The organism is Kitasatospora sp. NPDC004272 (assembly GCF_053603035.1).
On the sequence record NZ_JBSGET010000071.1, the window covers coordinates 1 to 25,655 of the forward strand.

The 25,655-nt window shown below is 72.0% G+C and carries 25 protein-coding genes; 16 read left to right on the forward strand and 9 right to left on the reverse strand.

Features of this window, described 5'->3' with window-relative positions; translation table 11 throughout:
- Positions 1–187: 187 nt before the first annotated feature.
- From gap to ACWEO5_RS21960, 5 genes are all read left to right on the forward strand, one after another.
- The gene (gene gap / locus ACWEO5_RS21940) at positions 188–1,195 is read left to right on the forward strand and encodes a type I glyceraldehyde-3-phosphate dehydrogenase (RefSeq protein ID WP_014138612.1); all 1,008 of its coding nucleotides are present in this window, start codon (positions 188–190) and stop codon (positions 1,193–1,195) included.
- A 160-nt stretch (positions 1,196–1,355) separates the two neighbouring features.
- Positions 1,356–2,561, forward strand: a complete 1,206-nt coding sequence (locus tag ACWEO5_RS21945; protein WP_344552893.1) for a phosphoglycerate kinase — start codon at positions 1,356–1,358, stop codon at positions 2,559–2,561.
- A gap of 7 nt (positions 2,562–2,568) precedes the next feature.
- The gene (tpiA, locus tag ACWEO5_RS21950) at positions 2,569–3,354 is read left to right on the forward strand and encodes a triose-phosphate isomerase (RefSeq protein WP_344552892.1); all 786 of its coding nucleotides are present in this window, start codon (positions 2,569–2,571) and stop codon (positions 3,352–3,354) included.
- Between the two features lie 94 nt (positions 3,355–3,448).
- Positions 3,449–3,676 (forward strand): preprotein translocase subunit SecG, encoded by a 228-nt coding sequence (secG, locus tag ACWEO5_RS21955; protein WP_344552969.1) that lies wholly within the window; start codon positions 3,449–3,451, stop codon positions 3,674–3,676.
- A 162-nt stretch (positions 3,677–3,838) separates the two neighbouring features.
- Complete coding sequence (locus ACWEO5_RS21960) at positions 3,839–4,126, forward strand: RNA polymerase-binding protein RbpA (RefSeq protein WP_014138616.1); 288 nt, start codon at positions 3,839–3,841, stop codon at positions 4,124–4,126.
- A gap of 71 nt (positions 4,127–4,197) precedes the next feature.
- On the opposite strand, the gene pgl is transcribed toward ACWEO5_RS21960, so the two are convergent.
- From pgl to tkt, 5 genes are all read right to left on the reverse strand, one after another.
- A complete protein-coding gene (pgl, locus tag ACWEO5_RS21965; RefSeq protein ID WP_452163977.1) occupies positions 4,198–4,938 on the reverse strand; it encodes a 6-phosphogluconolactonase in 741 nt (246 codons plus the stop codon).
- A complete protein-coding gene (gene opcA / locus ACWEO5_RS21970; protein ID WP_452163978.1) occupies positions 4,935–6,068 on the reverse strand; it encodes a glucose-6-phosphate dehydrogenase assembly protein OpcA in 1,134 nt (377 codons plus the stop codon). Before opcA ends, pgl begins: the two co-directional genes overlap by 4 nt.
- Positions 6,065–7,621 carry a glucose-6-phosphate dehydrogenase gene (gene zwf / locus ACWEO5_RS21975; protein ID WP_452164011.1) on the reverse strand — a complete coding sequence of 519 codons (1,557 nt, stop codon included), beginning with the start codon at positions 7,619–7,621 and terminating at the stop codon, positions 6,065–6,067. Before zwf ends, opcA begins: the two co-directional genes overlap by 4 nt.
- Before the next feature lie 73 nt (positions 7,622–7,694).
- Complete coding sequence (tal, locus tag ACWEO5_RS21980) at positions 7,695–8,834, reverse strand: transaldolase (protein WP_452163979.1); 1,140 nt, start codon at positions 8,832–8,834, stop codon at positions 7,695–7,697.
- A 97-nt stretch (positions 8,835–8,931) separates the two neighbouring features.
- Positions 8,932–11,028 carry a transketolase gene (tkt, locus tag ACWEO5_RS21985; protein ID WP_452163980.1) on the reverse strand — a complete coding sequence of 699 codons (2,097 nt, stop codon included), beginning with the start codon at positions 11,026–11,028 and terminating at the stop codon, positions 8,932–8,934.
- A 402-nt stretch (positions 11,029–11,430) separates the two neighbouring features.
- On the opposite strand from tkt, the gene ACWEO5_RS21990 reads away from it, so the two are divergent.
- The gene (locus tag ACWEO5_RS21990) at positions 11,431–12,375 is read left to right on the forward strand and encodes a heme o synthase (RefSeq protein ID WP_452163982.1); all 945 of its coding nucleotides are present in this window, start codon (positions 11,431–11,433) and stop codon (positions 12,373–12,375) included.
- Positions 12,376–12,402: 27 nt separating this feature from the next.
- Here the strand turns inward: ACWEO5_RS21990 and ACWEO5_RS21995 are convergent, their stop codons facing one another.
- Positions 12,403–13,047 (reverse strand): DUF2461 domain-containing protein, encoded by a 645-nt coding sequence (locus tag ACWEO5_RS21995; RefSeq protein WP_452163983.1) that lies wholly within the window; start codon positions 13,045–13,047, stop codon positions 12,403–12,405.
- A gap of 93 nt (positions 13,048–13,140) precedes the next feature.
- On the opposite strand from ACWEO5_RS21995, the gene ACWEO5_RS22000 reads away from it, so the two are divergent.
- Entirely contained in the window at positions 13,141–14,379 is a 1,239-nt protein-coding gene (locus ACWEO5_RS22000) for an FAD-dependent monooxygenase (protein ID WP_452163984.1), read from the forward strand.
- 9 nt (positions 14,380–14,388) lie between these two features.
- A complete protein-coding gene (locus ACWEO5_RS22005) occupies positions 14,389–14,718 on the forward strand; it encodes a hypothetical protein (protein WP_452163985.1) in 330 nt (109 codons plus the stop codon).
- An 81-nt stretch (positions 14,719–14,799) separates the two neighbouring features.
- On the opposite strand, the gene ACWEO5_RS22010 is transcribed toward ACWEO5_RS22005, so the two are convergent.
- On the reverse strand, positions 14,800–15,876 hold the full coding sequence (locus tag ACWEO5_RS22010; protein ID WP_452163986.1) for a COX15/CtaA family protein: 1,077 nt from the start codon (positions 15,874–15,876) through the stop codon (positions 14,800–14,802).
- A gap of 128 nt (positions 15,877–16,004) precedes the next feature.
- Between ACWEO5_RS22010 and ACWEO5_RS22015 the strand changes: the two genes are divergently transcribed.
- On the forward strand, positions 16,005–17,330 hold the full coding sequence (locus tag ACWEO5_RS22015; protein ID WP_452163988.1) for a choice-of-anchor A family protein: 1,326 nt from the start codon (positions 16,005–16,007) through the stop codon (positions 17,328–17,330).
- A 64-nt stretch (positions 17,331–17,394) separates the two neighbouring features.
- On the opposite strand, the gene ACWEO5_RS22020 is transcribed toward ACWEO5_RS22015, so the two are convergent.
- Entirely contained in the window at positions 17,395–18,165 is a 771-nt protein-coding gene (locus tag ACWEO5_RS22020; RefSeq protein ID WP_452163989.1) for an ABC transporter permease, read from the reverse strand.
- Positions 18,162–19,079 (reverse strand): ABC transporter ATP-binding protein, encoded by a 918-nt coding sequence (locus ACWEO5_RS22025; protein WP_452163990.1) that lies wholly within the window; start codon positions 19,077–19,079, stop codon positions 18,162–18,164. The genes ACWEO5_RS22020 and ACWEO5_RS22025 overlap by 4 nt, the downstream gene beginning before the upstream one ends.
- Positions 19,080–19,203: 124 nt before the next feature.
- Here ACWEO5_RS22025 and ACWEO5_RS22030 point away from each other — a divergent pair, with 124 nt between their 5' ends.
- Genes ACWEO5_RS22030 through sufU form a run of 7 tightly spaced genes read left to right on the forward strand, consistent with a single transcriptional unit; the run spans position 19,204 to position 25,577 of the window.
- A complete protein-coding gene (locus tag ACWEO5_RS22030) occupies positions 19,204–20,061 on the forward strand; it encodes a helix-turn-helix transcriptional regulator (protein WP_452163991.1) in 858 nt (285 codons plus the stop codon).
- Positions 20,058–21,470: a Fe-S cluster assembly protein SufB gene (gene sufB / locus ACWEO5_RS22035; RefSeq protein ID WP_452163993.1), complete on the forward strand. Its 1,413-nt coding sequence runs from the start codon at positions 20,058–20,060 to the stop codon at positions 21,468–21,470. Before ACWEO5_RS22030 ends, sufB begins: the two co-directional genes overlap by 4 nt.
- A gap of 57 nt (positions 21,471–21,527) precedes the next feature.
- A complete protein-coding gene (sufD, locus tag ACWEO5_RS22040; RefSeq protein ID WP_452163994.1) occupies positions 21,528–22,760 on the forward strand; it encodes a Fe-S cluster assembly protein SufD in 1,233 nt (410 codons plus the stop codon).
- The gene (locus tag ACWEO5_RS22045; protein ID WP_033252501.1) at positions 22,757–23,074 is read left to right on the forward strand and encodes a non-heme iron oxygenase ferredoxin subunit; all 318 of its coding nucleotides are present in this window, start codon (positions 22,757–22,759) and stop codon (positions 23,072–23,074) included. The genes sufD and ACWEO5_RS22045 overlap by 4 nt, the downstream gene beginning before the upstream one ends.
- Before the next feature lie 7 nt (positions 23,075–23,081).
- Entirely contained in the window at positions 23,082–23,846 is a 765-nt protein-coding gene (gene sufC, locus ACWEO5_RS22050; protein WP_452163996.1) for a Fe-S cluster assembly ATPase SufC, read from the forward strand.
- A complete protein-coding gene (locus tag ACWEO5_RS22055; protein WP_344552873.1) occupies positions 23,843–25,105 on the forward strand; it encodes a cysteine desulfurase in 1,263 nt (420 codons plus the stop codon). The genes sufC and ACWEO5_RS22055 overlap by 4 nt, the downstream gene beginning before the upstream one ends.
- 10 nt (positions 25,106–25,115) lie before the next feature.
- The gene (gene sufU / locus ACWEO5_RS22060) at positions 25,116–25,577 is read left to right on the forward strand and encodes a Fe-S cluster assembly sulfur transfer protein SufU (RefSeq protein ID WP_344552872.1); all 462 of its coding nucleotides are present in this window, start codon (positions 25,116–25,118) and stop codon (positions 25,575–25,577) included.
- Positions 25,578–25,655: the final 78 nt, after the last annotated feature.

Below are 25,655 nucleotides of genomic sequence, written 5' to 3' on the forward strand. Positions count from 1 at the left end.
GGAGCAGGTCGCGGCTGCCGCGACCTGCTCCGCACGCCCCTTCCGCGCACCCGGACCGCCGCGTCCCAACCGGTGAGGCGATGTGCCTTGCGACACTTGGGGGAGGTAGGGTCATCAGTGGTCGGGGACAACCCAAATTTCACCCCCGTCGGGCTCCGGCCCGACGTACCTAAGAGGAGATCGGTTCGTGACGATCCGGGTAGGCATCAACGGGTTCGGCCGCATCGGCCGCAACTTCTTCCGTGCGGTCAAGTCCCAGGGCGCTGACATCGAGATCGTCGGTGTCAACGACCTGACCGACACCAAGACGCTGGCTCACCTGCTCAAGTACGACACCACTCTCGGTACCTTCCCCGGCGAGGTCTCGCACACCGAGGACAGCATCACCGTCGACGGTCACACCTTCAAGGTCACCGCCGAGCGCGACCCCGCCAACCTTCCCTGGGCCGCCCTGGGCGCCGACATCGTCGTCGAGTCCACCGGCATCTTCACCAAGGCCGATGCTGCGAAGAAGCACATCACCGCCGGTGCCAAGAAGGTCATCATCTCGGCTCCCGCCAGCGACGAGGACATCACCATCGTCCTGGGCGTCAACGAGGACAAGTACGACGCGGCGGCGCACGACATCATCTCGAACGCCTCCTGCACCACCAACTGCGTGGCGCCGATGGCGAAGGTCCTGCACGAGAACTTCGGCATCGTCAAGGGCCTGATGACCACCGTGCACGCCTTCACCAACGACCAGGTCACCCTGGACTTCCCGCACAAGGACCTGCGTCGCGCCCGCGCCGCCTCGCAGAACATCATCCCGACCTCGACCGGTGCCGCCAAGGCCACCGCGCTGGTCCTGCCGGAGCTCAAGGGCAAGCTGGACGGCACCTCGCTGCGCGTCCCGGTCCCGACCGGCTCCATCACCGACCTGGTGGTCACCCTGGAGCGCGAGGTCACCAAGGACGAGGTCAACGCCGCCTTCCAGAAGGCCGCGCAGGAGGGCCCGCTCAAGGGCTACCTGGCGTACACCGAGGACCCGATCGTCTCCTCGGACATCGTCAACGACCCGCACTCCTGCATCTTCGACTCGCAGCTGACGATGGTCCAGGGCAACCAGGTCAAGGTGCTCGGCTGGTACGACAACGAGTTCGGCTACTCCAACCGCCTCGTCAACCTGGTCTCCCTCGTCGGCGACCAGCTCTGATCGCAGCGGTAGCTGACGTGAGGTAAGGGGCAGGGCCCGGACGGCTGTGTTCGCCGACCGGGCCCTGCCCGCTGCGCCCGCCCCCCTCGTCCGTCCTACCCCTCCGGTGACCCGCCGCCGTGTCGCCGTCTGCCGTTTTCATCCCTTGAGGAGCAAGACCGTGAAGACGCTCGAAGACCTGGAGGTCTCCGGCAAGCGGGTGTTCGTCCGCGCCGACCTCAACGTGCCGCTGTCCGGTGACACCATCACCGACGACGGCCGGATCCGCGCCGTCGCGCCGACCATCGCCAAGCTCGTCGAGCGCGGCGCGCGCGTCGTCGTCGCCTCCCACCTGGGCCGCCCCAAGGGCGAGCCGGACCCGAAGTTCTCCCTCGCGCCGGTGGCCGTCCGCCTCGGCGAGATCCTCGGCCGCCCGGTGGCGTTCGCCACCGACACCGTCGGGGACAGCGCGAAGGCCACCGTCGCCGCCCTCGGCGACGGCGAGGTCACGCTGCTGGAGAACCTGCGCTTCAACGCCGGCGAGACCTCCAAGGACGACGCCGAGCGCGGCGCGTTCGCCGACGCCCTGGCCGCCCTCGCGGACCTGTACGTCGGCGACGGCTTCGGCGCGGTGCACCGCAAGCACGCCTCCGTCTACGACCTCCCGGCCCGGCTGCCGCACGCGGTCGGCGACCTGATCGCCACCGAGGTGGGCGTCCTCAAGCGCCTCACCGAGGACGTGGCCCGCCCGTACGTGGTGGTGCTCGGCGGCTCGAAGGTCTCCGACAAGGTCGGCGTGATCGAGAACCTGCTCGGCAAGGCCGACCGGATCCTGATCGGCGGCGGCATGATGTACACCTTCATCGCGGCCCAGGGCCACGGCGTGGGTGCCTCGCTGCTCCAGGAGGACCAGATCCCGGTCGTCCAGGACTACCTGAAGCGCGGCGCCGAGCAGGGCGTGGAGTTCGTGATCCCGCTGGACACCGCGGTGTCGGGCAGCTTCCCGGACGTCAAGACCGGCGCCCCGGTCGAGGACTACGCGGTCGTCGACGTGGACGCGATCCCGGACGGCGCGCTCGGCCTGGACATCGGCCCGAAGACCGCGCAGCTGTTCGCGGAGAAGATCGCCGACGCGAAGACCGTGTTCTGGAACGGCCCGATGGGCGTCTTCGAGCACCCCGCCTTCGCGGACGGCACCCGGGCGGTCGCCCAGGCGCTGCTCGACTCCGACGCGTTCACCGTGGTCGGCGGCGGCGACTCGGCGGCGGCGGTCCGCACCCTGGGCTTCGACGAGACGAAGTTCGGACACATCTCGACCGGCGGTGGCGCGAGCCTTGAGTACCTGGAGGGCAAGACCCTTCCCGGTCTCGCCGCCCTGGAGGACTGAGAAAGACATGACTGAGCGTCTCCCGCTGATGGCGGGCAACTGGAAGATGAACCTCGACCACCTTGAGGCCATCCAGCACACCCAGAAGCTGGCGTTCTCGCTGGCCGACAAGGACTACGAGGCCGTCGAGGTCGCCGTCCTGGTCCCGTTCACCGACCTGCGCTCCGTGCAGACCCTGGTCGACGGCGACAAGCTGAAGCTCAAGTACGGCTCGCAGGACATCTCCCAGCACGACGGCGGGGCCTACACCGGCGAGGTGTCCGGCCCGATGCTGGCGAAGCTGAAGGTCGCCTACGCGGTGATCGGCCACTCCGAGCGCCGCCAGTACCACGGCGAGAACGAGGAGATCGTCAACGCCAAGGTGAAGGCCGCCTACCGCAACGGGATCACCCCGATCCTGTGCATCGGCGAGCCGCTGGAGGTCCGCAAGGCCGGCACCCACGTCGAGTACACCCTGGCCCAGCTCGACGGCGCCCTGGACGGCGTCCCGGCGTCCGACGCCGAGAGCGTCGTCGTCGCGTACGAGCCGGTCTGGGCGATCGGCACCGGCGAGGTGGCCACCCCCGAGGACGCGCAGGAGGTCTGCGGCGCGATCCGGGCCCGCCTCGCCGAGCTGTACGGCGCCGAGCTGGCCGACAAGGTCCGCGTGCTGTACGGCGGTTCGGTGAAGTCCTCCTCGGCGGCCGGCCTGATGGCCAAGCCCGACGTGGACGGCGGCCTGATCGGCGGTGCCTCGCTGGACGCCGACGAGTTCGTCAAGATCGTGCGTTACCGCGAGCAGGCAGTAGGCTAACGCCCCTGCCACCACGTAGGCTTTGGGGCCGGACCGCGCGGAGCGGGCCCGGCCCCTTCGCCGAAGAATTGAGAGAGTTGGTCCCGTGGTAGTTATCGGGTTCGAGTGTGCTCTGATCGCCCTGAGCTTGATCATGATCCTGTTGGTGCTGCTCCACAAGGGCAAGGGTGGCGGCCTGTCCGACATGTTCGGCGGCGGTGCGTCCTCGACCGGCGGCGGGTCCGCGGTGGCCGAGCGCAACCTCGACCGGATCACCGTGATCGTCGGCCTCGCCTGGTTCGCGTGCATCGTGGTCCTCGGGCTGCTGCTCAAGTCCAACTGACACCATCTCGGCGGGCGATGGTGGCGATGGCTTAACTCCCGCTTACACTAGGACGACTTCGCCACCGTCCGCCCAGCCGCGGCCGGACGGCACCAGCACGCAGGGAGTCAGACCGTGGCAAGTGGCAACGCGATCCGAGGCAGCAGAGTCGGCGCCGGCCCGATGGGCGAAGCGGAGCGCGGCGAGTCCGCCCCCCGCAACCGCATCTCGTTCTGGTGCGCCAACAAGCACGAGACGCGCCCGAGTTTCGCCGCCGAGGCGGCCATCCCGGACACCTGGGACTGCCCGCGCTGCGGGTTCCCGGCCGGCCAGGACGAGCACAACCCGCCCGCCCCGGCCCGCAACGAGCCCTACAAGACCCACCTCGCCTACGTCCGCGAGCGCCGCACCGACGCGGACGGCGAGGCGATCCTCGCCGAGGCGCTGGCCAAGCTGCGCGGCGAGATCTGAGCACGGCACGCACGAAGGGCGCCACCGGTCACCGGTGGCGCCCTTCGCGTCGTTGCGGTCGGGAAACCGACTCAGGCGGGCTTGCCCGCCGCCGCCCCGTCCAGCAGCCAGAGCGTCCGCTCGGTGCCGGTGACCGCGCCGGCCGGGGCCGTGGCGGCTCCGGGGGCGGTGCGGGCCAGGGCCACCGCGTCCGCCTTGTCCGCGCCGGCCGCCAGCAGCCACACCTGGCGGGCGTGGTGCAGGGCGGGCAGGGTCAGCGAGAGGCGGGTGGGCGGCGGCTTGGGGGAGTCGTGCACGGCGATGACGGTGGCGTCGGTCCGCTCGACCCCGGGGTGGCCGGGGAAGAGCGAGGCGACGTGCGCGTCGGGGCCGACGCCGAGCAGCAGCACGTCGAAGACCGGGAGGCGTTCGCCGGGGTCGGCGGCCGCGGCCAGGTCGGCGGCGTACCGCTCGGCGGCGTCCTCGGCCGGGGTGCTGCCGTCGGCCGGGGGCATCTCGTGCACCCGGGCGCCGAGCGGCCGGACGGCGTCCAGGAACGCGGCGGCCTGCACCGCGTTGCGCTCCGGGTCGCCGGCCGGCAGGTAGCGCTCGTCGCCCCACCACAGGTCGACGTGCGCCCAGTCGACCGCGTCGCGCGCCGGGTGGGCGGCGAGCGCGGCCAGCAGGGCGTTGCCGTTGCGGCCGCCGGTGAGCACCAGGTGTGCGGTGCCGCGGGCGGCCTGGGCGTCGGCCAGCACGGTCAGCAGCCGGGCGGCCGCCGCCTGGGCGAGCAGCGCCGCGTCCCGGTGGACCAGGACGAGGTCGCCGCTCACTGCCCGCTCCGCTTGCGCGGGGCGGGCTTCTCGGCGGCGGACGCCTTCTTGGCGGCCGTGGCGGTCTTCTTGGTGGCGGCCTTCGCGGCGGCCGGGTCGGCGGCCTCGGCCACGGCCTCGACCTCGGCCTCCTCCGGATCCACCGCCGCGGGGGCCTCGGCCTCCACCGTGCCGCCGGGGCCCGCGTGCTCGACTCCGGCGATCCGCTCGCGCAGCCGGTCGACCGGGGTGCGGACGGCGGTGGCGTAGATGTCGTCGGGGTCGAGGCGGCGCAGCTCCTCGGCGATCAGCTCGGCGGTGTCGCGGCGCTTGAGCGCGACCATCCGGTCGGGCGCGCCGGGCATGCAGAGCGTGCCGAGCAGGCCGTCGGGACGGTCGAGGGTGATGTCGCCGTCCGCGGTGCGCAGCCGGACGGCGGTGATGCCGGGGCCGCCGGTGACGACCCGCTCGACCGGGACGCGCAGGCGGTTGTGCAGCCACAGGCCGAGCAGCTCGACGCTGGGGTTGTACGACTCGCCCTCGACCACGGCGCCGGTGATGGTGACCTCGCGCTGGTCCAGGGCGGCGGCCAGCATGGAGCGCCAGCCGGTGATCCTGGTCCAGGCGAGGTCGGTGTCGCCGGGGGTGTAGCCGGCCGCCCGCTGGGCGAGCTGGCCGACCGGGGACTCGGCGGTCACCGCGTCGGTGATGCGCCGCTGGGCGAGCGCGCCCAGCGGGTCCTGGGCGGGGTTGAGCGGCGCGTTGTCCGGCCACCAGACCACCACGGGGGCGTCCGGCAGCAGCAGCGGCAGCACCACGGACTGGGCGTGCGCGGCGAGTTCGCCGTGCATCCGCAGCACGACCGTCTCGCCGCTGCCCGCCTCGGTGCCGACCAGGATCTCCGCGTCGAGCCGGGTCTCGGCCCGGGCGCGGGGGGAGCGGCCGGCCCGCTTGATGACGGCCAGGATGCGCGAGGGGTGCTCGCGGGAGGCGTCGTTGGCGGCCTTGAGGGCGTCGTAGGCGCTGCCCTCGTCGGTCACGATGACCAGGGTCAGCACCATGCCGGCGGCGGTCGAGCCGCTGGCCCGGCGGGCGTCCATCATGGTCGCGTTGATCTTGCTGGACGTGGTGTCGGTCAGGTCGATCTTCATGGGCGGCGCCAGCTCCTGCCGTCTCGTGCGAGCATCTCGTCCGCCTCGACCGGGCCCCAGGTGCCGGCCGGGTACTGCGCGGGCTTCCCGTTGGCGTCCCAGTACTGCTCGATCGGGTCGAGGATCTGCCAGGACAGCTCGACCTCCTGGTGCCGGGGGAAGAGGTTCGCGTCGCCGAGCAGGACGTCCAGGATGAGGCGCTCGTACGCCTCGGGGCTGGACTCGGTGAAGGACTCGCCGTAGGCGAAGTCCATCGTGACGTCGCGGACCTCCAGCGCGGTGCCGGGGACCTTCGAGCCGAACCGCACGGTGACGCCCTCGTCCGGCTGGACGCGGATCACCAGGGCGTTCTGGCCGAGCTCCTCGGTGGCGTAGGAGTCGAACGGCAGGTACGGGGCGCGCTGGAAGACCACCGCGATCTCGGTGACCCGCCGGCCCAGCCGCTTGCCGGTGCGCAGGTAGAACGGGACGCCCGCCCAGCGCCGGTTGTTGATCTCCAGCTTGATGGCGGCGTAGGTGTCGGTCTTGGACTCGGGGTTGATGCCGTCCTCGTCCAGGTACCCGAGCACCTCCTCGCCGCCCTGCCAGCCCGCCGCGTACTGGCCGCGCACGGTGTGCGCGCCCAGGTCGGCGGGCAGCTTGACGGCGCTGAGCACCTTCAGCTTCTCGGCGACCAGCGCCTTCGGGTGGAAGGACGCCGGCTCCTCGATGGCGGTCAGCGCCATCAGCTGCAGCAGGTGGTTCTGGATGACGTCACGGGCGGAGCCGATGCCGTCGTAGTAGCCCGCCCGGCCGCCGATGCCGATGTCCTCGGCCATGGTGATCTGCACGTGGTCGACGTACGACCGGTTCCAGATCGGCTCGAACATCTGGTTGGCGAAGCGCAGCGCCAGGATGTTCTGGACGGTCTCCTTGCCCAGGTAGTGGTCGATCCGGAAGACCTCGTCCCGGGGGAAGACCTCGTGGACGATCCGGTTCAACTCCTGGGCGCTGGCCAGGTCGTGGCCGAACGGCTTCTCGATCACGGCCCGGCGCCAGGAGCCCGGCGCCGGGTCGGTCAGACCGTGCTTCTTCAACTGCTGGACCACGGTCGGGAAGAACTTCGGCGGCACCGAGAGGTAGAACGCGAAATTGCCGCTGGTGCCCTGCGCCCGGTCGAGGTCCTCGATGGTGCGGCGCAGGGTGTCGAACGCCTCGTCGTCGCCGAAGTCGCCCTGGACGAAGCGCATGCCCTTGGCGAGCTGCTCCCAGACCTCCTCCCGGAAGGGCGTGCGGGCGTGCTCCTTGACGGCGTCGTGCACCTCGTTGGCGAAGTCCTCGTCCTCCCACTCGCGGCGGGCGAAGCCCACCAGCGAGAAGCCCGGCGGCAGCAGGCCGCGGTTGGCGAGGTCGTAGACGGCCGGCATCAGCTTCTTGCGCGACAGGTCGCCGGTGACGCCGAAGATCACCAGACCGGACGGGCCGGCGATCCTCGGGAGCCGCCGGTCGGCGGGGTCGCGCAGCGGGTTGACGGGCCGCTCGGGGGTCTCGCCCTCGGACGGCTCCGGACCCACCACATCCGGGTAGGGCTGGGTGTTGCTCACTGTGGTGTGCTCCGCTTTCGTTGCGTCAGTTCGTGAGCAGGAGTCAGTGCTTGGCGTGCGCTTCGAGCGCCGCGGTGACGGTGTCGAGCAGCTCGGTCCAGGACGCCTCGAACTTGCTCACGCCCTCGTCCTCCAGGACCTGGACCACGTCGTCGTAGTCCACGCCCGCGGCGGCGACCGCGTCGAGCACGGCCTTGGCGTCGGCGTAGTTCGACGTGATGGTGTCGCCGGTGACCTGGCCGTGGTCGTCGGTGGCGTCCAGGGTGGCCTCGGGCATGGTGTTGACGGTGCCCGGGGCGACCAGCTCGGTCACGTACAGGGTGTCCGGCAGGTTCGGGTCCTTGACGCCGGTGGAGGCCCACAGCGGGCGCTGCGGCTTGGCACCGGCCGCCTCCAGGGCCGCCCAGCGCGCCGAGGCGGGCTTGGCGCCGTCGACCGAGCCGTAGACCTCCTCGTACGCCTGGTAGGCGAGGCGGGCGTTGGCCAGCGCGGCCTTGGAGCGCAGCTCCTTGGCCTCGGGGGTGCCGACGGCCTCCAGGCGCTTGTCGATCTCGGTGTCCACCCGGGAGACGAAGAACGAGGCGACCGACTCGATCTGCGAGAGGTCGAGGCCGGCGGCCTTGGCCTGCTCCAGGCCGCTCAGGTGGGCGTCGATGACGGCCTTGTAGCGCTCCAGCGAGAAGATCAGCGTGACGTTGACGCTGATGCCCCGGGCCAGCACCTGGCTGATCGCGGGCAGGCCGCCCATGGTGGCGGGGATCTTGATCAGCACGTTGGGGCGGTCGACCAGCCACCACAGCTGCTTGGCCTCGGCGACGGTGGCGTCGGTGCGGTGGGCCAGGCGCGGGTCGACCTCGATGGAGACCCGGCCGTCGCGGCCGTTGGAGGCGTCGTAGACGGGGCGCAGCACGTCGGCGGCGTCGCGCACGTCGGAGGTGGTGATCATGCGGATCGCCTCCTCGGTGGTGACCCCGCGCACCGCGAGGTCGGTCAGCTGGCCGTCGTAGGCGGCGCTGCCGCTGCCGATGGCCTTCTGGAAGATGGTCGGGTTGGTGGTGACGCCGACGACGTGCTTCTCCTGCACCAGCTCGGCCAGGTTGCCGGAGTTCAGGCGCTCCCGGCTCAGGTCGTCGAGCCAGATCGCCACGCCTTCTTCGCTGAGGCGGTTCAAAGCGTCGGTCATGGTGCTCAGTCCCTCTTCTTCTTTTCGTACGTCTGTGGGGAGTCCGGGGAGCCGGCCCGGGGCAGTGCGGATACCCCGGGCCGGGTGGTTCAGCGCGTCAGCGGGAGACGGCCTCGACCGTGCGCAGCGAGGCGCGGGCGGCGTTGGCGACCGCGTCGGCGGTGATGCCGAACTCCTGGTACAGCACCTGGTAGTCGGCGGAGGCGCCGAAGTGGTCCAGGCTGATGATCCGGCCGGCGTCGCCGACCAGCTCGCGCCAGCCCTGGGCGATGCCCGCCTCGACCGAGACCCGGGCCCGGACGTTCGGCGGCAGCACGCTGTCGCGGTACGCCTGGTCCTGCTCGTTGAACCACTCCACGGACGGGAGCGAGACCACCCGGGTCGGGACGCCCTCGGCCTGCAGCGCCTCGCGGGCCTGCACGGCCAGCTGCACCTCGGAGCCGGTGCCGATCAGGATCACCTTGGGCTCGCCGCCCTCGGCCTCGGCCAGCACGTAGCCGCCCTTGGCCGCGCCCTCGGCGGAGCCGAACACCTCGCGGTCGTAGGTCGGCACGCCCTGGCGGGTCAGCGCCAGGCCGACCGGGCCGGGGTGGCTGGTCTGCCGCTCCAGCACGGTGCGCCACACCACGGCGGTCTCGTTGGCGTCCGCCGGGCGGACGACCGCGAGGCCGGGGATGGCGCGCAGCGCGGCCAGGTGCTCGACGGGCTGGTGGGTCGGGCCGTCCTCGCCGAGGCCGATCGAGTCGTGCGTCCAGACGTAGGTGACCGGCAGCTTCATCAGCGCGGCGAGCCGGACCGCGGGGCGCATGTAGTCGGAGAACACCAGGAAGGTGCCGCCGTAGACGCGGGTGCGGCCGTGCAGCGCGATGCCGTTCATGATCGAGCCCATGGCGTGCTCGCGGATGCCGAAGTGGATGGTCCGGCCGTACGGCGAGGCGCTCTTGAGCGAGTTGCCCTCCGGGAGGAAGGAGGACTCCTCGTCGATCGTGGTGAGGTTGGACTCGGCGAGGTCCGCGGAGCCGCCCCAGAGCTCGGGGACGAGCTTGCCGAGGGCCTTCAGGGTGTCGCCGGACGCCTTGCGGGTGGCGACGTCCTTGCCGGCCGGGAAGGACGGGACCGCCTTCTCCCAGCCGTCGGGCAGCTCGCCGATCTGGATCCGGTCGAACTCGGCGGCGCGCTGCGGGTTGGCGGCGCGCCAGTCGGCGAGCTCGCCGTCCCAGGCGGCGCGGGCGGCCTGGCCGCGCCGCACCACGAGGCGGGCGTGCGCGACGACCTCGTCGGAGACCTCGAAGGTCTTGGCCGGGTCGAAGCCCAGCACCTTCTTGGTGGCGGCGATCTCGGCGTCGCCGAGGGCCGAGCCGTGCGCCTTGGCGGTGTCCTGGGCGTTCGGCGCGGGCCAGGCGATGATGGTGCGCATCGCGATGATCGACGGCTTGCCGGTCTCGGCCCGGGCGGCCTCCAGCGCGGCGGCCAGCGCGGCCACGTCAATGTCGCCGTCGGCCTTCGGGGCGACCCGCTGGACGTGCCAGCCGTACGCCTCGTAGCGGGCCAGCACGTCCTCGGAGAAGGCGGTGGCGGTGTCGCCCTCGATCGAGATGTGGTTGTCGTCGTACACCGCGACCAGGTTGCCGAGCTTCTGGTGGCCGGCCAGCGAGGACGCCTCGGCCGAGATGCCCTCCTCCAGGTCGCCGTCGGAGACGATCGCCCAGACGGTGTGGTCGAACGGCGAGGTGCCGGGCGCCGCGTCCGGGTCGAACAGGCCGCGCTCGTAGCGGGCGGCCATCGCCATGCCGACCGCGTTGCCGATGCCCTGGCCGAGCGGGCCGGTGGTGGTCTCGACGCCGGCGGTGTGGCCGTGCTCGGGGTGGCCGGGGGTGCGGCTGCCCGCGACCCGGAAGGCCTTCAGGTCGTCCAGCGACAGTCCGTAGCCGGACAGGAACAGCTGGGTGTACAGCGTGAGGGAGGTGTGCCCCGGGGAGAGCACGAAGCGGTCCCGGCCGACCCAGGTCGGGTCGGTCGGGTCGTGGCGCAGGAAGCGCTGGAAGATCAAGTACGCGGCGGGAGCCAGCGACATGGCGGTTCCGGGGTGCCCGTTACCCACCTTCTGCACGGCGTCCATGGCCAGGACCCGGGCCGTGTCGACGGCCCGCTGGTCCGCCTCGCTCCACTCAAAGACGTTCGGCGTGGTGCTCACCCTGACTCAGGGCTCCTTCCGGATTCTGTGAAGTGTGACCCCGTGAAGAGGACCCGTCGGCCACGCCGCTGTGGCTGGTACCGATCACGGAGGGTTGATCCCGCTTCTCTGTGCGAGCCTACCGTTTGCGGCGCACCTCACCCTCTGTGCCGGGGCAACGTGAGACCGCGGCGCCGCATTCCACCGCCGCGGCGTCAATCGCTCTGTCCTACCTTCACCCTTACGGGGAGGGTTTGCCCGTTCCGAAGGGCAAGACGCGGACGGGCGCGGCTCGCCGGGGACCCCGGGGCGGATCGGGAGATATGGAACGTCTATGGTTGCGTGGTACGCGCAGAGCGGACGGCGGGCACCCTGCGGGTTCTCGGGGACGCCTGTGGAAGTTCATCGACTGTTGAGGTGTCCGTGACCGCCGTCGAATCCCGCCCCGCAGGGGTGGTGGTAGGGACGAGGACCGCGCCCCGGCCGTTCGGGGCCCGCGTCGGGGCCTTCGTGGCCCTCACCAAACCCCGGATCATCGAACTGCTGCTGATCTCCACGGTGCCGGTGATGTTCCTGGCCCAGGGCGGCGTGCCGAACCTGTGGCGGGTCCTCGCGGTGGTGGTCGGCGGCTACCTGTCGGCGGGCGGCGCCAACGCGCTCAACATGTACATCGACCGGGACATCGACGCGGTGATGTCCCGCACCGAGCGGCGCCCGATCGTCACCGGCATGGTCTCCCCGCGCGAGGCGCTGGTCTTCGGCGTCACCCTCGCCGTGGTCTCCACCCTGTGGCTCGGCGTCCTGGTCAACTGGCTGTCCTCGGCGCTCGCGCTGGGCGCCCTGCTGTTCTACGTCTTCGTCTACACCCTGGGCCTCAAGCGGCGCACCTCGCAGAACGTGGTCTGGGGCGGCATCGCCGGCTGCATGCCGGTGCTGGTCGGCTGGTCCTCGGTGACGAACTCGGTGTCCTGGGCGGCCGTGGTGCTGTTTCTGGTGGTGTTCTTCTGGACGCCGCCGCACACCTGGGTGCTGATGATGAAGGTCCGCGACGACTACGCCAAGGCCGGCGTGCCGATGCTGCCGGTGATCCGCGGCAACATCGGCGTGGCCAAGCAGGTCGTCGCCTACTCCTGGGTGATGGTGGCGACCTCGCTGCTGCTGTGGCCCGCCGCGCACACCAGCTGGCTGTACCCCGCGGTCGCCGCCGTGCTCGGCGCGCTGTGGATGAAGGAGGCGTACGCCCTCCAGTCGCGCGCCAAGGCCGGCATCGTGGGCGCCAAGCTCAAGGAGATGCGGCTGTTCCACTGGTCGATCACCTACCTGACCCTGCTGTTCCTGGTCGTGGCGATCGACCCCTTCGTGGGCTGACCCCCTCCTTCGCAGGACCCCTCGGCCTCAGCGCGGCGGAAGCTCGCTGGGGCCGACGTGGTTCTCCAGCCACTCGTGCAGCGGCTCCGCCGCGTGCAGGAACCCGGTGATCCGGCCGTACGCCGCCGCGGTGCCCAGCCAGGCCGCGGGCTCCCACTCCTGCCAGGCGATCAGGCCCTTGTGGCGCAGCAGTTCGATCCGCGGGTGGTCCCTGGGGACGCCGCGCGGCGCCGTCCTCAGGCTGCTCCGGCCCACCACCTGCGGCCCGGCCGCCCGGACCGCCGCCACCACCCGCTCCAGCTCGGCGCCCGGCACGTCCTCGGCCACCGCGGCGCGGTAGCGCGCCAGTTGGTCGCTCTCCAGACGGTAGTAGCCCAGCCCGCAGGCCAGCCCGTCGGCGGACAGCTGCACGTAGCCGCCGGACTCCAGGTACCCGCCGACGTGCGTCTTGTACGGGGACTTGTCGGCGGAGAACCGGACGTCCCGGTTCGGCCGGAAGACCTTCCCCGGCCCGAACTCCGGCTCCAGCCGGGCCAGCAGGGCCTCCATCGGCGCCCGCACCGCCTCGTCGTACACCGCGCGGTGCGCGGCCCAGAAGGTCTTCGAGTTGTCGGCCTCCAGGTGCTCGTAGAACTCCAGCGCCTCGGCCGGCCAGCCACGGAAATCGTTCACCGGGACAGTATTCACGCCGGACCCGGCGGCGGACGGCTGACGTCCCGTCAGGTGCTAGGTTGCGGACGTCCGCCGAGAGCACCGGGAGCGCCGATGACCACCCGCAGCACCACCGTCGCGATCGTCGGCGCCGGGCCCGCCGGACTGGTGCTCGCGCACCTGCTGCACCGGGCGGGCGTCGACGTCGCCGTGCACGAGCGGCGCTCCCGGGACGAGCTGGAGCGGACCGCCCGGGCCGGGGTGCTGGAGCACCGGGTGGTGGAGTACCTGCGCGGGCTGGGCCTGGCCGACCGGCTGACCGCCGAGGGGCAGCGGCACGGGCGGTGCGAGATCACCTGCCTCGGCGAGAAGGTCACCGTCGACTACGGGGAGCTCTCCGGCGGCGCCCGGCACTGGGCGTACCCGCAGCAGGAACTGGTGCGCGACCTGATCGCCGCCTACCGGGCGGACGGCGGGACGATCGCGTTCTCCTCGCCGGTCGGGGCGGTGGCGCCGGACGGTGCGGGGCGGCCCGTGCTGCGCACCGCCGACGGGGAGCTGCGGGCCGGCTGGGCGGTCGGCTGCGAGGGCGCGGGCGGCCCGGTCGCCGCCGCCTTCCCGGACGGCGCCGAGGGGCCGGCCCGCCGCTACCCGTACGACTGGCTGACCGTGCTGGCCCGGATCGACCGGCCGGTGGCGGCGGTGCGCTACGCGGTGCACGCCGACGGGTTCGCCGGGATGATGCCGCGCACCGCCGACGTCGGCCGGTTCTACCTGGAGGTGCCCGCCGGGGAGCGGATCGAGGAGTGGGCGCCGGAGCGGATCCGCGGCGAACTGGCACGGCGGCTGGAGCTGGGCGGCGCCGATCCGGCGCCCGGGGAACTGCTGGAGACCGGCGTGCTGCGGATGCGCGGCCGGGTCGCCCGCCGGATCCGGCACGGTCGGCTGCTGCTGGCGGGGGACGCCGCGCACACCGTCACCCCGTCCGGCGCCAAGGGCCTCAACTCGGCCGTCGCCGACGCCGCGGACCTGGCCGGCGCGCTGCTGGCGGAGCTGGACGGCGACGGCGGCGCGCTGGACGGCTACCAGCGGCGCCGGCTGGACGCCGCCTGGCGCACCCAGGAGTTCTCGGACCGCCTGCTCGACCTGCTCCACCTGCCCGTCGGGCTGCCGCCGGAGCAGCGCGAGTTCGCGCTGCGGCTGCGGCTGGAGCGGATCCACCGGATCGCCCGCCCCGGCCCGGAGGGCGCCGCCTTCGCCCGGGCCTACGCCGGGGCCGGCGAGCTGCCGGCCGCGCGGGTGTGGGCTCCGGCACAGCGCACCGCCGTCGCCAGCGGCACTACCGATCGGTAGCATGCGGGCATGACCAACGCGGAGACCACCACCACCGCGCCGGACGCCCGCGCCGAGCGCCGCGCCAAGCGCATTGCCAAGCACCTGAGCAGCTTCGCCGCGCAGCACGGCGGCAGCGCCGACGGCGTCGTGGAGTACGTCGGCACCATCGGCACCCGGATCGTCCTGGTCGGGGCCGACGGCACCTGGGGCGACCAGGTCGCGCCGAGCTACGCGATCGGCCGCCGGGCCGCCGAGCTCGCCGGACTGACCCTGCACGAGGAGTTCGGCGGCGAGCTGGGCCTCAAGGTGCGGACCGGACCGTACGAGTGGAAGCGGATGGCGGGCATCCAGATCTGACCCGCCGGATCCGGACGCGCGGAAGGCCCGCCGGCTCCCTGAACCCGAGGGGAGCGGCGGGCCTTCCGCGCGTCCGGGCCCTCAGGCGACCAGTTCGGCGGCCGGGGCGGCGGACCGGTCCGGGGCGCCGGCCCGGGTCCGCAGCGCCAGCGGGACGCGCAGCGCGGCGCCCCAGATCAGCGCGGCGCCCAGCATGTGCAGGCCGACCATCAGCTCCGGCGCGTCCGTGAAGTACTGGACGAAGCCGAGCACGCCCTGCAGCAGCAGCAGGACGAACAGCTCCCGCACCCGGGCCCGGGCGGCCGGCGGGGCCTTGACCGCGGCGAACACCAGCAGCGCGGCCAGCGTCAGGCCGACCGAGAGGAACACCAGGTCGGCGTGGGCCTGCACCAGGCGGTCGTAGTCGACCGGGATCCGGTACACCGGCTTGCCGTCCTTCGAGGAGGCGCCCGGGTGGTGGCCCGCGCCGGTCACCAGGGTGCCCGCCAGCACCAGCAGGCCGATCACCCCGACCAGCACCTGCGCCAGCCGCCGGATCGGCTCGGCGACCAGGGCGCGCGGCTCGCCGTCGCCCTCCGCGGCGCGCTCCCAGGACACCACCGCGATCCACAGCAGGCCCATCGCGGCGACCATGTGCGCGGCCACGATGTACGGGTTCAGGCCGGTCAGCACGGTGATGCCGCCCAGCACCGAGTTGCTCATCACCATCCAGAACTGGGCCCAGCCGAGCCTGGTCAGCGGGCGCCGCCACGGCTTGGCGCTGCGGGCGGCCAGGATGAACCAGCCGACCGCCGCGCACAGCACGTAGGTCAGCATCCGGTTGGCGAACTCGATGACGCCGTTGATGCCCATCGCCGGCGTCGGCGTCAGGCTGTCGGCGGTGCAGCGCGGCCAGGTGGTGCAGCCCAGGCCGGAGGCGGTCAGCCGGACGGCGCCGCCGGTCACCACGATCACCACGCTCATCACCAGCGCGGCCAGCGCCGCCCGGCGGACGTGCTGCGGGGTCGGGTGCCAGCGGGTGGCGAGGAGGGAGAGCGGGTTGGTCACCGGACCATCGTAGGCGGGCTTACGCCGTGCTCCGGCCCCGGGCGCGGCGGTGCGGGCGGGGGCGGTCGGAGGCGGGTCGTTCCGGTGCGGGCGCGAGACAAAAAGGATCATTTCGAGCGTGTCGGCCAACGGCCTTGACCGGCCGCCCGCGTGGCCGAAAGAGTGCGGTTTGGTCCATACCTTTTCCGGGTTGGGCTCATCTCACACTCCTGCCCGCACCCACACGCGGAGTCCCGTACATGCGCAAGTCCATATCCGCTGCCGCCGTGGCGCTCGGTGGCTCGCTCGCCCTCGCGGCGCTGGTCGTCCCGACCGCCGCGACCGCCGCCCCCACCACGGGCGGCAGCTGCTTCGACCTCGGGGTCGCCGGGAAGTACGGCGAGTTCATCGAGGGCAACGACACCCATACCCCCGATGCGGAAGGCGCCGTCGCGGTCGGCGGCAACGCCGACTTCCGGGGCGGCTTCACCGTGGGGAACGAACTGACCGCGGACGAGGTCGCCGCGCTCCCCGGCGGCTATTCGCTGGTGGTGGGCGGCAACCTCGTCCACGACAACTCCTACGTCGGGGTGGAGAAGGGCAAGGGCGTCTACGCCGGCGAGAACCAGGGCGGCGGCCAACTGGGGGGCATCACCAAGGGCAAGTCGCCGATCGACTTCGCCAAGGAGTTCGCCAACCTGCGGCACATCTCCACCGAGCTGGCGAAGACCACCGGCGGTGCGCCCGTCCTGGACGGTCGGGGGATCACCTTCACGGGGACCGACACCCGGACGAACGTCTTCACGGTGGCGGCCTCGACGCTGGAGAAGGCCCACGAGGTCTACATCAAGGTTCCGGCGGACTCCACCACGATCATCAACGTGACCGGTGACAGCTACGACCAGTCGAAGGCCCCCACCACGGGCTTCCTGATCTGGGACCACGGCAAGAACGCGTACGTCCTGGACGACAAGGCGCAGTCCGCGGACGGCGGCGCCGAGCGCGCCAAGCTGCTGTGGAACTTCCCGACCGCGACCAAGGTCGTCAAGTACGGGGTGAAGGACAAGGGCAGCGTGGCCTGGGCCGGCAGCATCCTCGCTCCGAACGCGGCCTTCGATCTGACCATCGGTGCTCCGGTCAACGGCTCGGTGTGGGCGAAGTCGCTGACCGGCAGCAGTGGCGCCGAGACCCACCACTACCCGTTCTCCGGCTGCCTGCCCGGCGGCACCACCCCGGGCGGCACCGAGAGCCCGAGGCCCTCGGAGAGCGCCACCACCCCGGGCGGCACCGAGAGCCCGAAGCCCTCGGAGAGCGCCACCACCCCCGGCGGCACCGGGTCGCCGACCCCCGGCGGCTCCGAGAGCCCCAAGCCGAGCGCTTCCACCAGCGCCGCCCCGTCCCCGTCCGCGAGCCGCACCGGCTCGACCGGCGGCGGCTCGAACGGCAACGGCAACGGCGGCGGCGGCCTGGCGTTCACCGGTGCGGACGGCATCCTGCCGCTGACCATCGGCGGCCTCGTGATCCTCGGCGCGGGCGGCGGCATCGTCTACGCGGCGCGCCGCAAGAAGGCCGACAACGCCTCCTGATCCGGGCGGCGGAAGGCGACGGCCCCGGGAGCACCGCTCCCGGGGCCGTTCCCGTGCCGGGGGCTCACTCCCAGCGGAAGAACCGGGACGCGGCGGCCAGGCCCAGCACCGACCAGACGGCGAGGACGCCGAGGTCGGCCCAGGGCACGCCGCCGCCGAGCTGGAGCACCGAGCGCAGGCCGTCGGAGAGCGCCGAGATCGGCAGCAGCTCCAGCACCGGGCGCACCGCGTCCGGGAACTTCGACAGCGGGACGACCACGCCGCCGGCCAGCAGCAGCAGGACGAACACCAGGTTGGCGCCGGCCAGCGTGGCCTCCGCCCGCAGGGTGCCCGCCATCAGCAGGCCCAGGCCCGAGAACGCGGCCGTGCCCAGCACCAGCAGGAGCAGCACCGCCAGCGGGCTGCCGTGCGGCGACCAGCCCAGTGCCAGCGCGATGCCGGACAGCAGCAGCACCTGCAGCAGCTCGGTGACCAGCACGCAGCCGGTCTTCGCGGACAGCAGCGCCCAGCGCGGCAGCGGGGTGGCGCCCAGGCGCTTGAGCACGCCGTAGCGGCGCTCGAAGCCGGTGGCGATCGCCTGCCCGGTGAACGCGGTGGACATCACCGCCAGCGCCAGCAGGCCGGGGGCCAGGAAGTCGACCCGCTTGCCCGGGCCGTCCACGTCGACCACGTCGACCGCGGAGAACAGCACCAGCAGCACGGTCGGGATGACCACGGTGAGCAGCAGCTGCTCGCCGTTGCGCAGCAGCATCCTGGTCTCCAGGGCGGTCTGCGCGAGCAGCATCCGGCCGACCGGCGCGGCGCCGGGGCGGGGGGTGAGGTCGGTGGCGGTCATCGCAGTTCCCGTCCGGTCAGGTCGAGGAAGACGTCTTCGAGGCTGCGGCGCTGCACGGCGAGCCGGTCGGGCATCACCCCGGCCTCGGCGCACCAGCCGGTGACGGCGGCCAGCAGGGCGGCGTCGAGCCCGGCCTCGACCCGGTAGGAGCCGGGCGAGGGCTCGGAGACGGCGGCCCGGTCGGGCAGCACCTTGCGCAGGCCGGCCAGGTCGAGGCCGGGCGGGCCGTCGAAGCGCAGCTGCGCCTCGGTGCCGCGCAGCTCGTCCGGCGAGCCCTGGGCGATCACCCGGCCGCGGTCGACGACCGCGACGTCGTCGGCGAGCTGCTCGGCCTCGTCCATCTGGTGGGTGGTGAGGACGACGGTGACGCCGGCCGCGCGCAGCTCGGTGACCAGCTCCCAGGTGGCGCGGCGGGCCTGCGGGTCGAGGCCGGCGGTCGGCTCGTCCAGGAAGACCAGTTCGGGGCGGCCGACCACGGCCATCGCCAGGGCGAGGCGCTGCTGCTGGCCGCCGGAGAGCCGGCGGTAGGGGGTGCGGCCGCAGGAGTCCAGGCCGAGGCGCTCGGCGAGCGGGCCGACCGGCAGCGGGTCGGCGTACAGCTTGGCGGTGTGGCGGAGCATTTCGAGGGCGCGCGCTCCGGCGTACACGCCCCCGGACTGGAGCATCACGCCGATCCGCGGCCGCAACCGCGCGGCCTGGGCGACCGGGTCCAGGCCGAGCACCCGGACGGTGCCCCCGTCCGGGCGGCGGTAGCCCTCGCAGGTCTCGATCGTGGTGGTCTTGCCCGCGCCGTTGGGGCCCAGCACCGCGGTGACGGTGCCCCGGGCGATGGCCAGGCTCAGCCCGTCCACGGCGGTCTTGTCGCCGTACCGCTTGACCAGTGCGGTCACCTCGACGGCGGGGTCTGCATGCATAGCGGCGAGTCTAGGAGCCGCTCACGGCCCCTTTCAGGTAAGGCTCGCCTTTCGTGATGGACGACACCGGTGAGGCGTGGGTCACGGCTTGTCTCCGCCCGGCGAATTACGCAACAATCGTGTTGTGAAAAACATCCGCGAGCACGCAGCCCAGCACCGGGAGCCCGACGCTCCCGACTGCGCGGTGCCCGCGACGGCGGCGGAGGCCCTCGCCGAGGGCCACCCGGCGACCCGGGACCGGGTCGCCCGTTCGATCCTGGACCACGGCCCGTCCTCGGCCGCCGACCTGGCCAACCGCCTCGGCCTGACCCCCGCCGCGGTCCGCCGCCACCTGGACGGCCTGGCCGCCGCCGGGCTGGTGGACGCCCGCGAGCAGCGGGTCTTCGGTAGCCGCGGCCGCGGCCGCCCGGCCAAGGTGTTCGCCCTCACCGACAGCGGCCGCAGCGCCTTCTACCAGGCGTACGACCAGCTCGCCGCCGACGCGCTGCGCTGGATCTCGGAGGCGGCCGGCGGCGGCAGCGCGGGCGAGGAGGCGGTCGCCGCCTTCGCCCGGGCCCGGCTCGCCAAGCAGGGCGAGCGCTACCAGGACGTCCTGGAGGCGGCCGGCACCGGGCAGCGCGCCGAGGCGCTCGCCCGGGCGCTGAGCGCCGACGGGTACGCTGCCACGGTGCGGCGCGTCCCGTCCGCCGCCGCCGCGCCCGCCGCACCGGCGGGCGCGCAGCTCTGCCAGCACCACTGCCCGGTCGCGCACATCGCCGAGCAGTTCCCGCAGCTCTGCGAGGCGGAGACCGAGGTCTTCTCGCAGCTCCTCGGCACCCATGTGCAACGGCTGGCCACCATCGCCCACGGCGACGGGGTCTGCACCACGTATGTGCCGGCATCCGGTGCCGCACCGTCGCCCGAGCGGGCGCCCGGTGCAGTGCCGACTGCCGGTACGTCCCCCATCGAAAACGGCCCGTCCGCGCGGAGGAACCTCGCATGACTGACATCGCACACCCCGAGCTCGAAGGCCTCGGCAAGTACGAGTACGGCTGGGCCGACTCGGACACCGCCGGCGCCGCCGCCAAGCGCGGCCTGAGCGAGGCGGTCGTCCGCGACATCTCGGCGAAGAAGAACGAGACCGAGTGGATGCTCGACCTCCGCCTCAAGGGCCTCAAGCTGTTCGGCAAGAAGCCCATGCCGACCTGGGGCTCCGACCTGTCGGGCATCGACTTCGACAACATCAAGTACTTCGTGCGCTCGACCGAGAAGCAGGCGGAGTCCTGGGAGGACCTGCCCGCCGACATCAAGGCGACCTACGACAAGCTCGGCATCCCGGAGGCGGAGAAGCAGCGCCTGGTGGCCGGCGTCGCCGCCCAGTACGAGTCCGAGGTCGTCTACCACCAGATCCGCGAGGACCTGGAGGAGCAGGGCGTCATCTTCCTGGACACCGACACCGCGCTCAAGGAGCACCCGGAGCTCTTCAAGGAGTACTTCGGCACCGTCATCCCGGCCGGCGACAACAAGTTCGCCGCGCTGAACACCGCGGTGTGGTCCGGCGGCTCGTTCATCTACGTGCCGAAGGGCGTGCACGTGGACATCCCGCTGCAGGCCTACTTCCGGATCAACACCGAGAACATGGGCCAGTTCGAGCGGACGCTGATCATCGTCGACGAGGACGCCTACGTCCACTACGTCGAGGGCTGCACCGCGCCGGTCTACTCCTCGGACTCGCTGCACTCCGCGGTGGTCGAGATCATCGTCAAGAAGGGCGGCCGCTGCCGCTACACGACCATCCAGAACTGGTCGAACAACGTCTACAACCTGGTCACCAAGCGCGCCGTGGCGTACGAGGGCGCGACCATGGAGTGGATCGACGGCAACATCGGCTCCAAGGTCACCATGAAGTACCCGGCCGTCTACCTGATGGGCGAGCACGCCAAGGGCGAGACCCTCTCGATCGCCTTCGCGGGCGAGGGCCAGCACCAGGACGCCGGCGCGAAGATGGTCCACATGGCGCCGAACACCTCCTCGCACATCGTCTCCAAGTCGGTGGCGCGCGGCGGCGGCCGCACCTCCTACCGCGGCCTGATCGAGATCGGCGAGGGCTCGCACGGCGCCAAGTCGAACGTGCTGTGCGACGCGCTGCTGGTGGACACGATCTCCCGCTCGGACACCTACCCGTACGTCGACGTCCGCGAGGACGACGTGTCGATGGGCCACGAGGCGACCGTCTCCAAGGTCTCCGAGGACCAGCTGTTCTACCTGATGAGCCGCGGCCTGAGCGAGACCGAGGCGATGGCGATGATCGTCCGCGGCTTCGTCGAGCCGATCGCCCGCGAGCTGCCGATGGAGTACGCGCTGGAGCTGAACCGGCTGATCGAGCTGCAGATGGAGGGCGCGGTCGGCTGACGCGCCGCCGCCCCCGCCCCCCTCGACGATTCCCGAAAGAGAGCAACACGAACAGCCATGGCTGAGCAGAACACCCCCGGCTCCACCACCGCCGGCTCGATCGAGGTCGGCACCGCCGGCGCCGGCGCGCAGCTCGCTGGCCCGGGCACCGGGCGCGAGAGCGTCCGGCAGCCGATCGACGCCCGGGTCGCGGTCAAGCCGTCCTTCGACGTCAACGACTTCCCGGTGCCCACCGGCCGCGAGGAGGACTGGCGGTTCACCCCGCTGCACCGCCTCAACGGGCTGCACGACGGCAAGGCCGCCGAGGCCCCCGGCGGCACCGACAAGATCGAGCTGGGCCTGCCGGAGGGCGTCACCTCCGAGCTGGTCGGCCGCGACGACGCCCGGGTCGGCAAAGCCGGCACCCCGGTGGACCGGGTCGCCGCGCAGGCGTTCAGCGCCTTCGACCGGGCCCTGGTGGTGACCGTCCCCAAGGAGACCGCGCTCACCGAGCCGGTCCGGATCGACGTGCACGGCGAGGGCGGCACCGCCTTCGCCCACCTGGTGGTCGAGGTCAAGCCGTTCGCCGAGGCCGTCGTGGTGCTCAACCACACCGGCACCGGCACCCGGGCCGCCAACGTCGACCTGCTGGTCGGCGACGGCGCCAAGCTGACCTTCGTCTCGGTCCAGGACTGGGAGCGCGACGCGGTGCACGTCGCCCAGCAGAACGCGCTGGTCGGCCGGGACGCCTCGTTCAAGTCGGTGGTCGTCACCTTCGGCGGCGACGTGGTGCGCCTGCACCCCCGGGTCAACTACGCGGCCCCCGGCGGCGAGGCCGAGCTGTTCGGCCTGTACTTCGCGGACGCCGGGCAGCACCTGGAGCACCGCCTGGTGATCGACCACGACACCCCGCACTGCCGCTCCAACGTCGCCTACAAGGGCGCGCTGCAGGGCCAGGACGCGCACGCGGTGTGGATCGGCGACGTGCTGATCCGGGCCGCCGCGCTCGGCACCGACACCTACGAGCTCAACCGCAACCTGGTGCTCACCGACGGCGCCCGGGTCGACTCGGTCCCCAACCTGGAGATCGAGACCGGCGAGATCGTCGGCGCCGGCCACGCCTCGGCGACCGGCCGCTTCGACGACGAGCAGCTGTTCTACCTGCAGTCCCGCGGCATCCCGGCCGACGAGGCCCGCCGCCTGGTGGTGCGCGGCTTCTTCGCCGAGCTGGTCCAGCAGATCGGCGTCGCCGAGATCCAGGACCGGCTGCTGGAGAAGATCGAGGCCGAGCTGGAAGAGACCGTGGCATGAGCTACGTCCGGGCCTGCGCGCTGAGCGTCCTGCAGGAGGACGTGCCCAAGAAGGTCGAGCTGAACGGCGTCCCGGTGGCGATCGTCCGGACCGACGAGGGCGTGTTCGCCATCAACGACACCTGCTCGCACGCCAACGTCTCGCTGTCCGAGGGCGAGGTCGAGGACTGCATGATCGAGTGCTGGCTGCACGGCTCCAGCTTCGACCTGCGCACCGGCAAGCCGTCCGGGCTGCCCGCGACCAGGCCGGTCGCCGTCTACCCCGTAAAGATCGAAGGGGACGATGTGCTCGTCTCCGTCAACCAGGAGAACTGAGTACCCCATGGCAACGCTTGAAATCCGCGACCTGCACGTCTCCGTCAACGCCGAGGGCGGCCCGCGCGAGATCCTCAAGGGCGTCGACCTGACGGTCAAGCAGGGCGAGACCCACGCGATCATGGGTCCGAACGGCTCCGGCAAGTCCACCCTGGCCTACTCGCTGGCCGGCCACCCGAAGTACACCGTCACCGGCGGCCAGGTGCTGCTGGACGGCGAGGACGTGCTGGAGATGTCCGTCGACGAGCGCGCCCGGGCCGGTGTGTTCCTGGCGATGCAGTACCCGGTCGAGGTGCCCGGCGTCTCGGTCTCCAACTTCCTGCGCACCGCCGCCACCGCCGTCCGCGGCGAGGCCCCCAAGCTGCGGCTGTGGGTCAAGGAGGTCAAGGAGGCGATGGCGGCCCTGCACATGGACCCGGCGTTCGCCGAGCGCAACGTCAACGAGGGCTTCTCCGGCGGCGAGAAGAAGCGCCACGAGATCCTCCAGCTCGAACTGCTCAAGCCGAAGATCGCGATCCTCGACGAGACCGACTCCGGCCTCGACGTCGACGCGCTGCGGATCGTCTCCGAGGGCATCAACCGGGTCCGCTCGACCGGCGAGGTCGGCACCCTGCTGGTCACCCACTACACCCGCATCCTGCGCTACATCAAGCCCGACCACGTCCACGTCTTCGCGGGCGGCAAGATCGTCGAGTCCGGCGGCGCCGAACTCGCCGACAAGCTGGAGGAAGAGGGCTACGAGAGCTACGTGAAGGGCGGCGCTTCAGCGTGACCCATTCCCATCTGACCGGACTCCTCGACACCGACGCCATCCGCAAGGACTTCCCCGTCCTGTCGCGGCAGCTGCACGACGGCAAGCCCCTGGTGTACCTGGACAACGCGGCGACCTCGCAGAAGCCGCGCCAGGTGCTCGACGCGCTGAACGCCTACTACGAGCAGCACAACGCCAACGTCCACCGCGGCGTGCACGTGCTGGCCGAGGAGGCCACCGCGCTGTACGAGGGCGCCCGGGACAAGGTCGCGGCCTTCGTCAACGCGCCCAGCCGCAACGAGGTGATCTTCACCAAGAACGCCTCCGAGTCGCTCAACCTCGTGGCCAACATGCTGGGTTGGGCCGAGGAACCGTACAAGGTCGACGCCGACTCGGAGATCGTGATCACCGAGATGGAGCACCACTCCAACATCGTGCCGTGGCAGCTGCTCGCGCAGCGCACCGGCGCGAAGCTGAAGTGGTTCTCGCTCACCGACGAGGGCCGGCTCGACCTGTCGAACATCGACGAGCTGATCACCGAGAAGACGAAGATCGTCTCGGTGACGCTGGTCTCCAACCTGCTGGGCACCGTCAACCCGGTGGACGCCATCGTCCGCAAGGCGCAGTCGGTCGGCGCGCTGGTCTGCATCGACGCCTCGCAGGCCGCCCCGCACGCCGTGCTCGACGTGCAGGCGCTGGAGGCCGACTTCGTCGCCTTCACCGGCCACAAGATGCTCGCCCCCACCGGCATCGGCGTGCTCTGGGGCCGCCAGGAGCTGCTGGAGGACCTCCCGCCGTTCCTCGGCGGCGGCGAGATGATCGAGACCGTCACCATGGGCTCGTCCACCTACGCCCCCGCGCCGCACAAGTTCGAGGCCGGCACCCCGCCGATCGCCCAGGCGGTCGGGCTCGGCGCGGCCATCGACTACCTGTCCGGGATCGGCATGGACAAGATCGCCGCGCACGAGCACGCGATCACCGCGTACGCCATCGAGCGGCTGGGCGAGGTGCCCGACCTGCGGATCATCGGCCCGCGCACGGCCGTCGACCGCGGCGCGGCGATCTCCTTCACGCTCGGCGACATCCACCCGCACGACGTCGGCCAGGTGCTCGACGAACAGGGCATCGCGGTCCGGGTCGGCCACCACTGCGCGCGGCCGGTCTGCCTGCGGTACGGAATTCCGGCGACCACCAGGGCGTCGTTCTACCTGTACTCCACGCCCGGCGAGGTGGACGCGCTGATCGACGGCCTCCACCACGTCCGCAACTTCTTCGGCTGAGGTGGCTGCCATGAAACTCGACTCGATGTACCAGGAGATCATCCTGGACCACTACCGCAACCCCCACGGCAAGGGGCTGCGGGACGGCGACGCCGAGGTGCACCACGTCAACCCGACCTGCGGCGACGAGATCACCCTGCGGGTGCGGCTCGACGGCGCGACCGTCGCCGACGTCTCCTACGACTCGCAGGGCTGCTCGATCAGCCAGGCCTCCGCCTCCGTGCTCAACGACCTGGTGGTCGGCAAGTCGGTCGGCGAGGCCCAGCAGATCCAGGAAGCCTTCCTCGAACTGATGCAGAGCAAGGGCCAGTCCGAGGGCGACGAGGAAGTGCTGGAGGACGCCGTGGCCTTCGCCGGGGTCTCCAAGTACCCGGCCCGGGTCAAGTGCGCCCTGCTCAGCTGGATGGCCTGGAAGGACGCCACCGCCAAGGCGCTCGGCGGCCAGCCCGCGATCACCGAGACCACCGACTGACGCCCGTTAGGACACTGGATTCATGAGCGAGAACGAGACGGCCGTGGCGGCCCAGGCTCCGGCGGCCGAGGCCGTCGA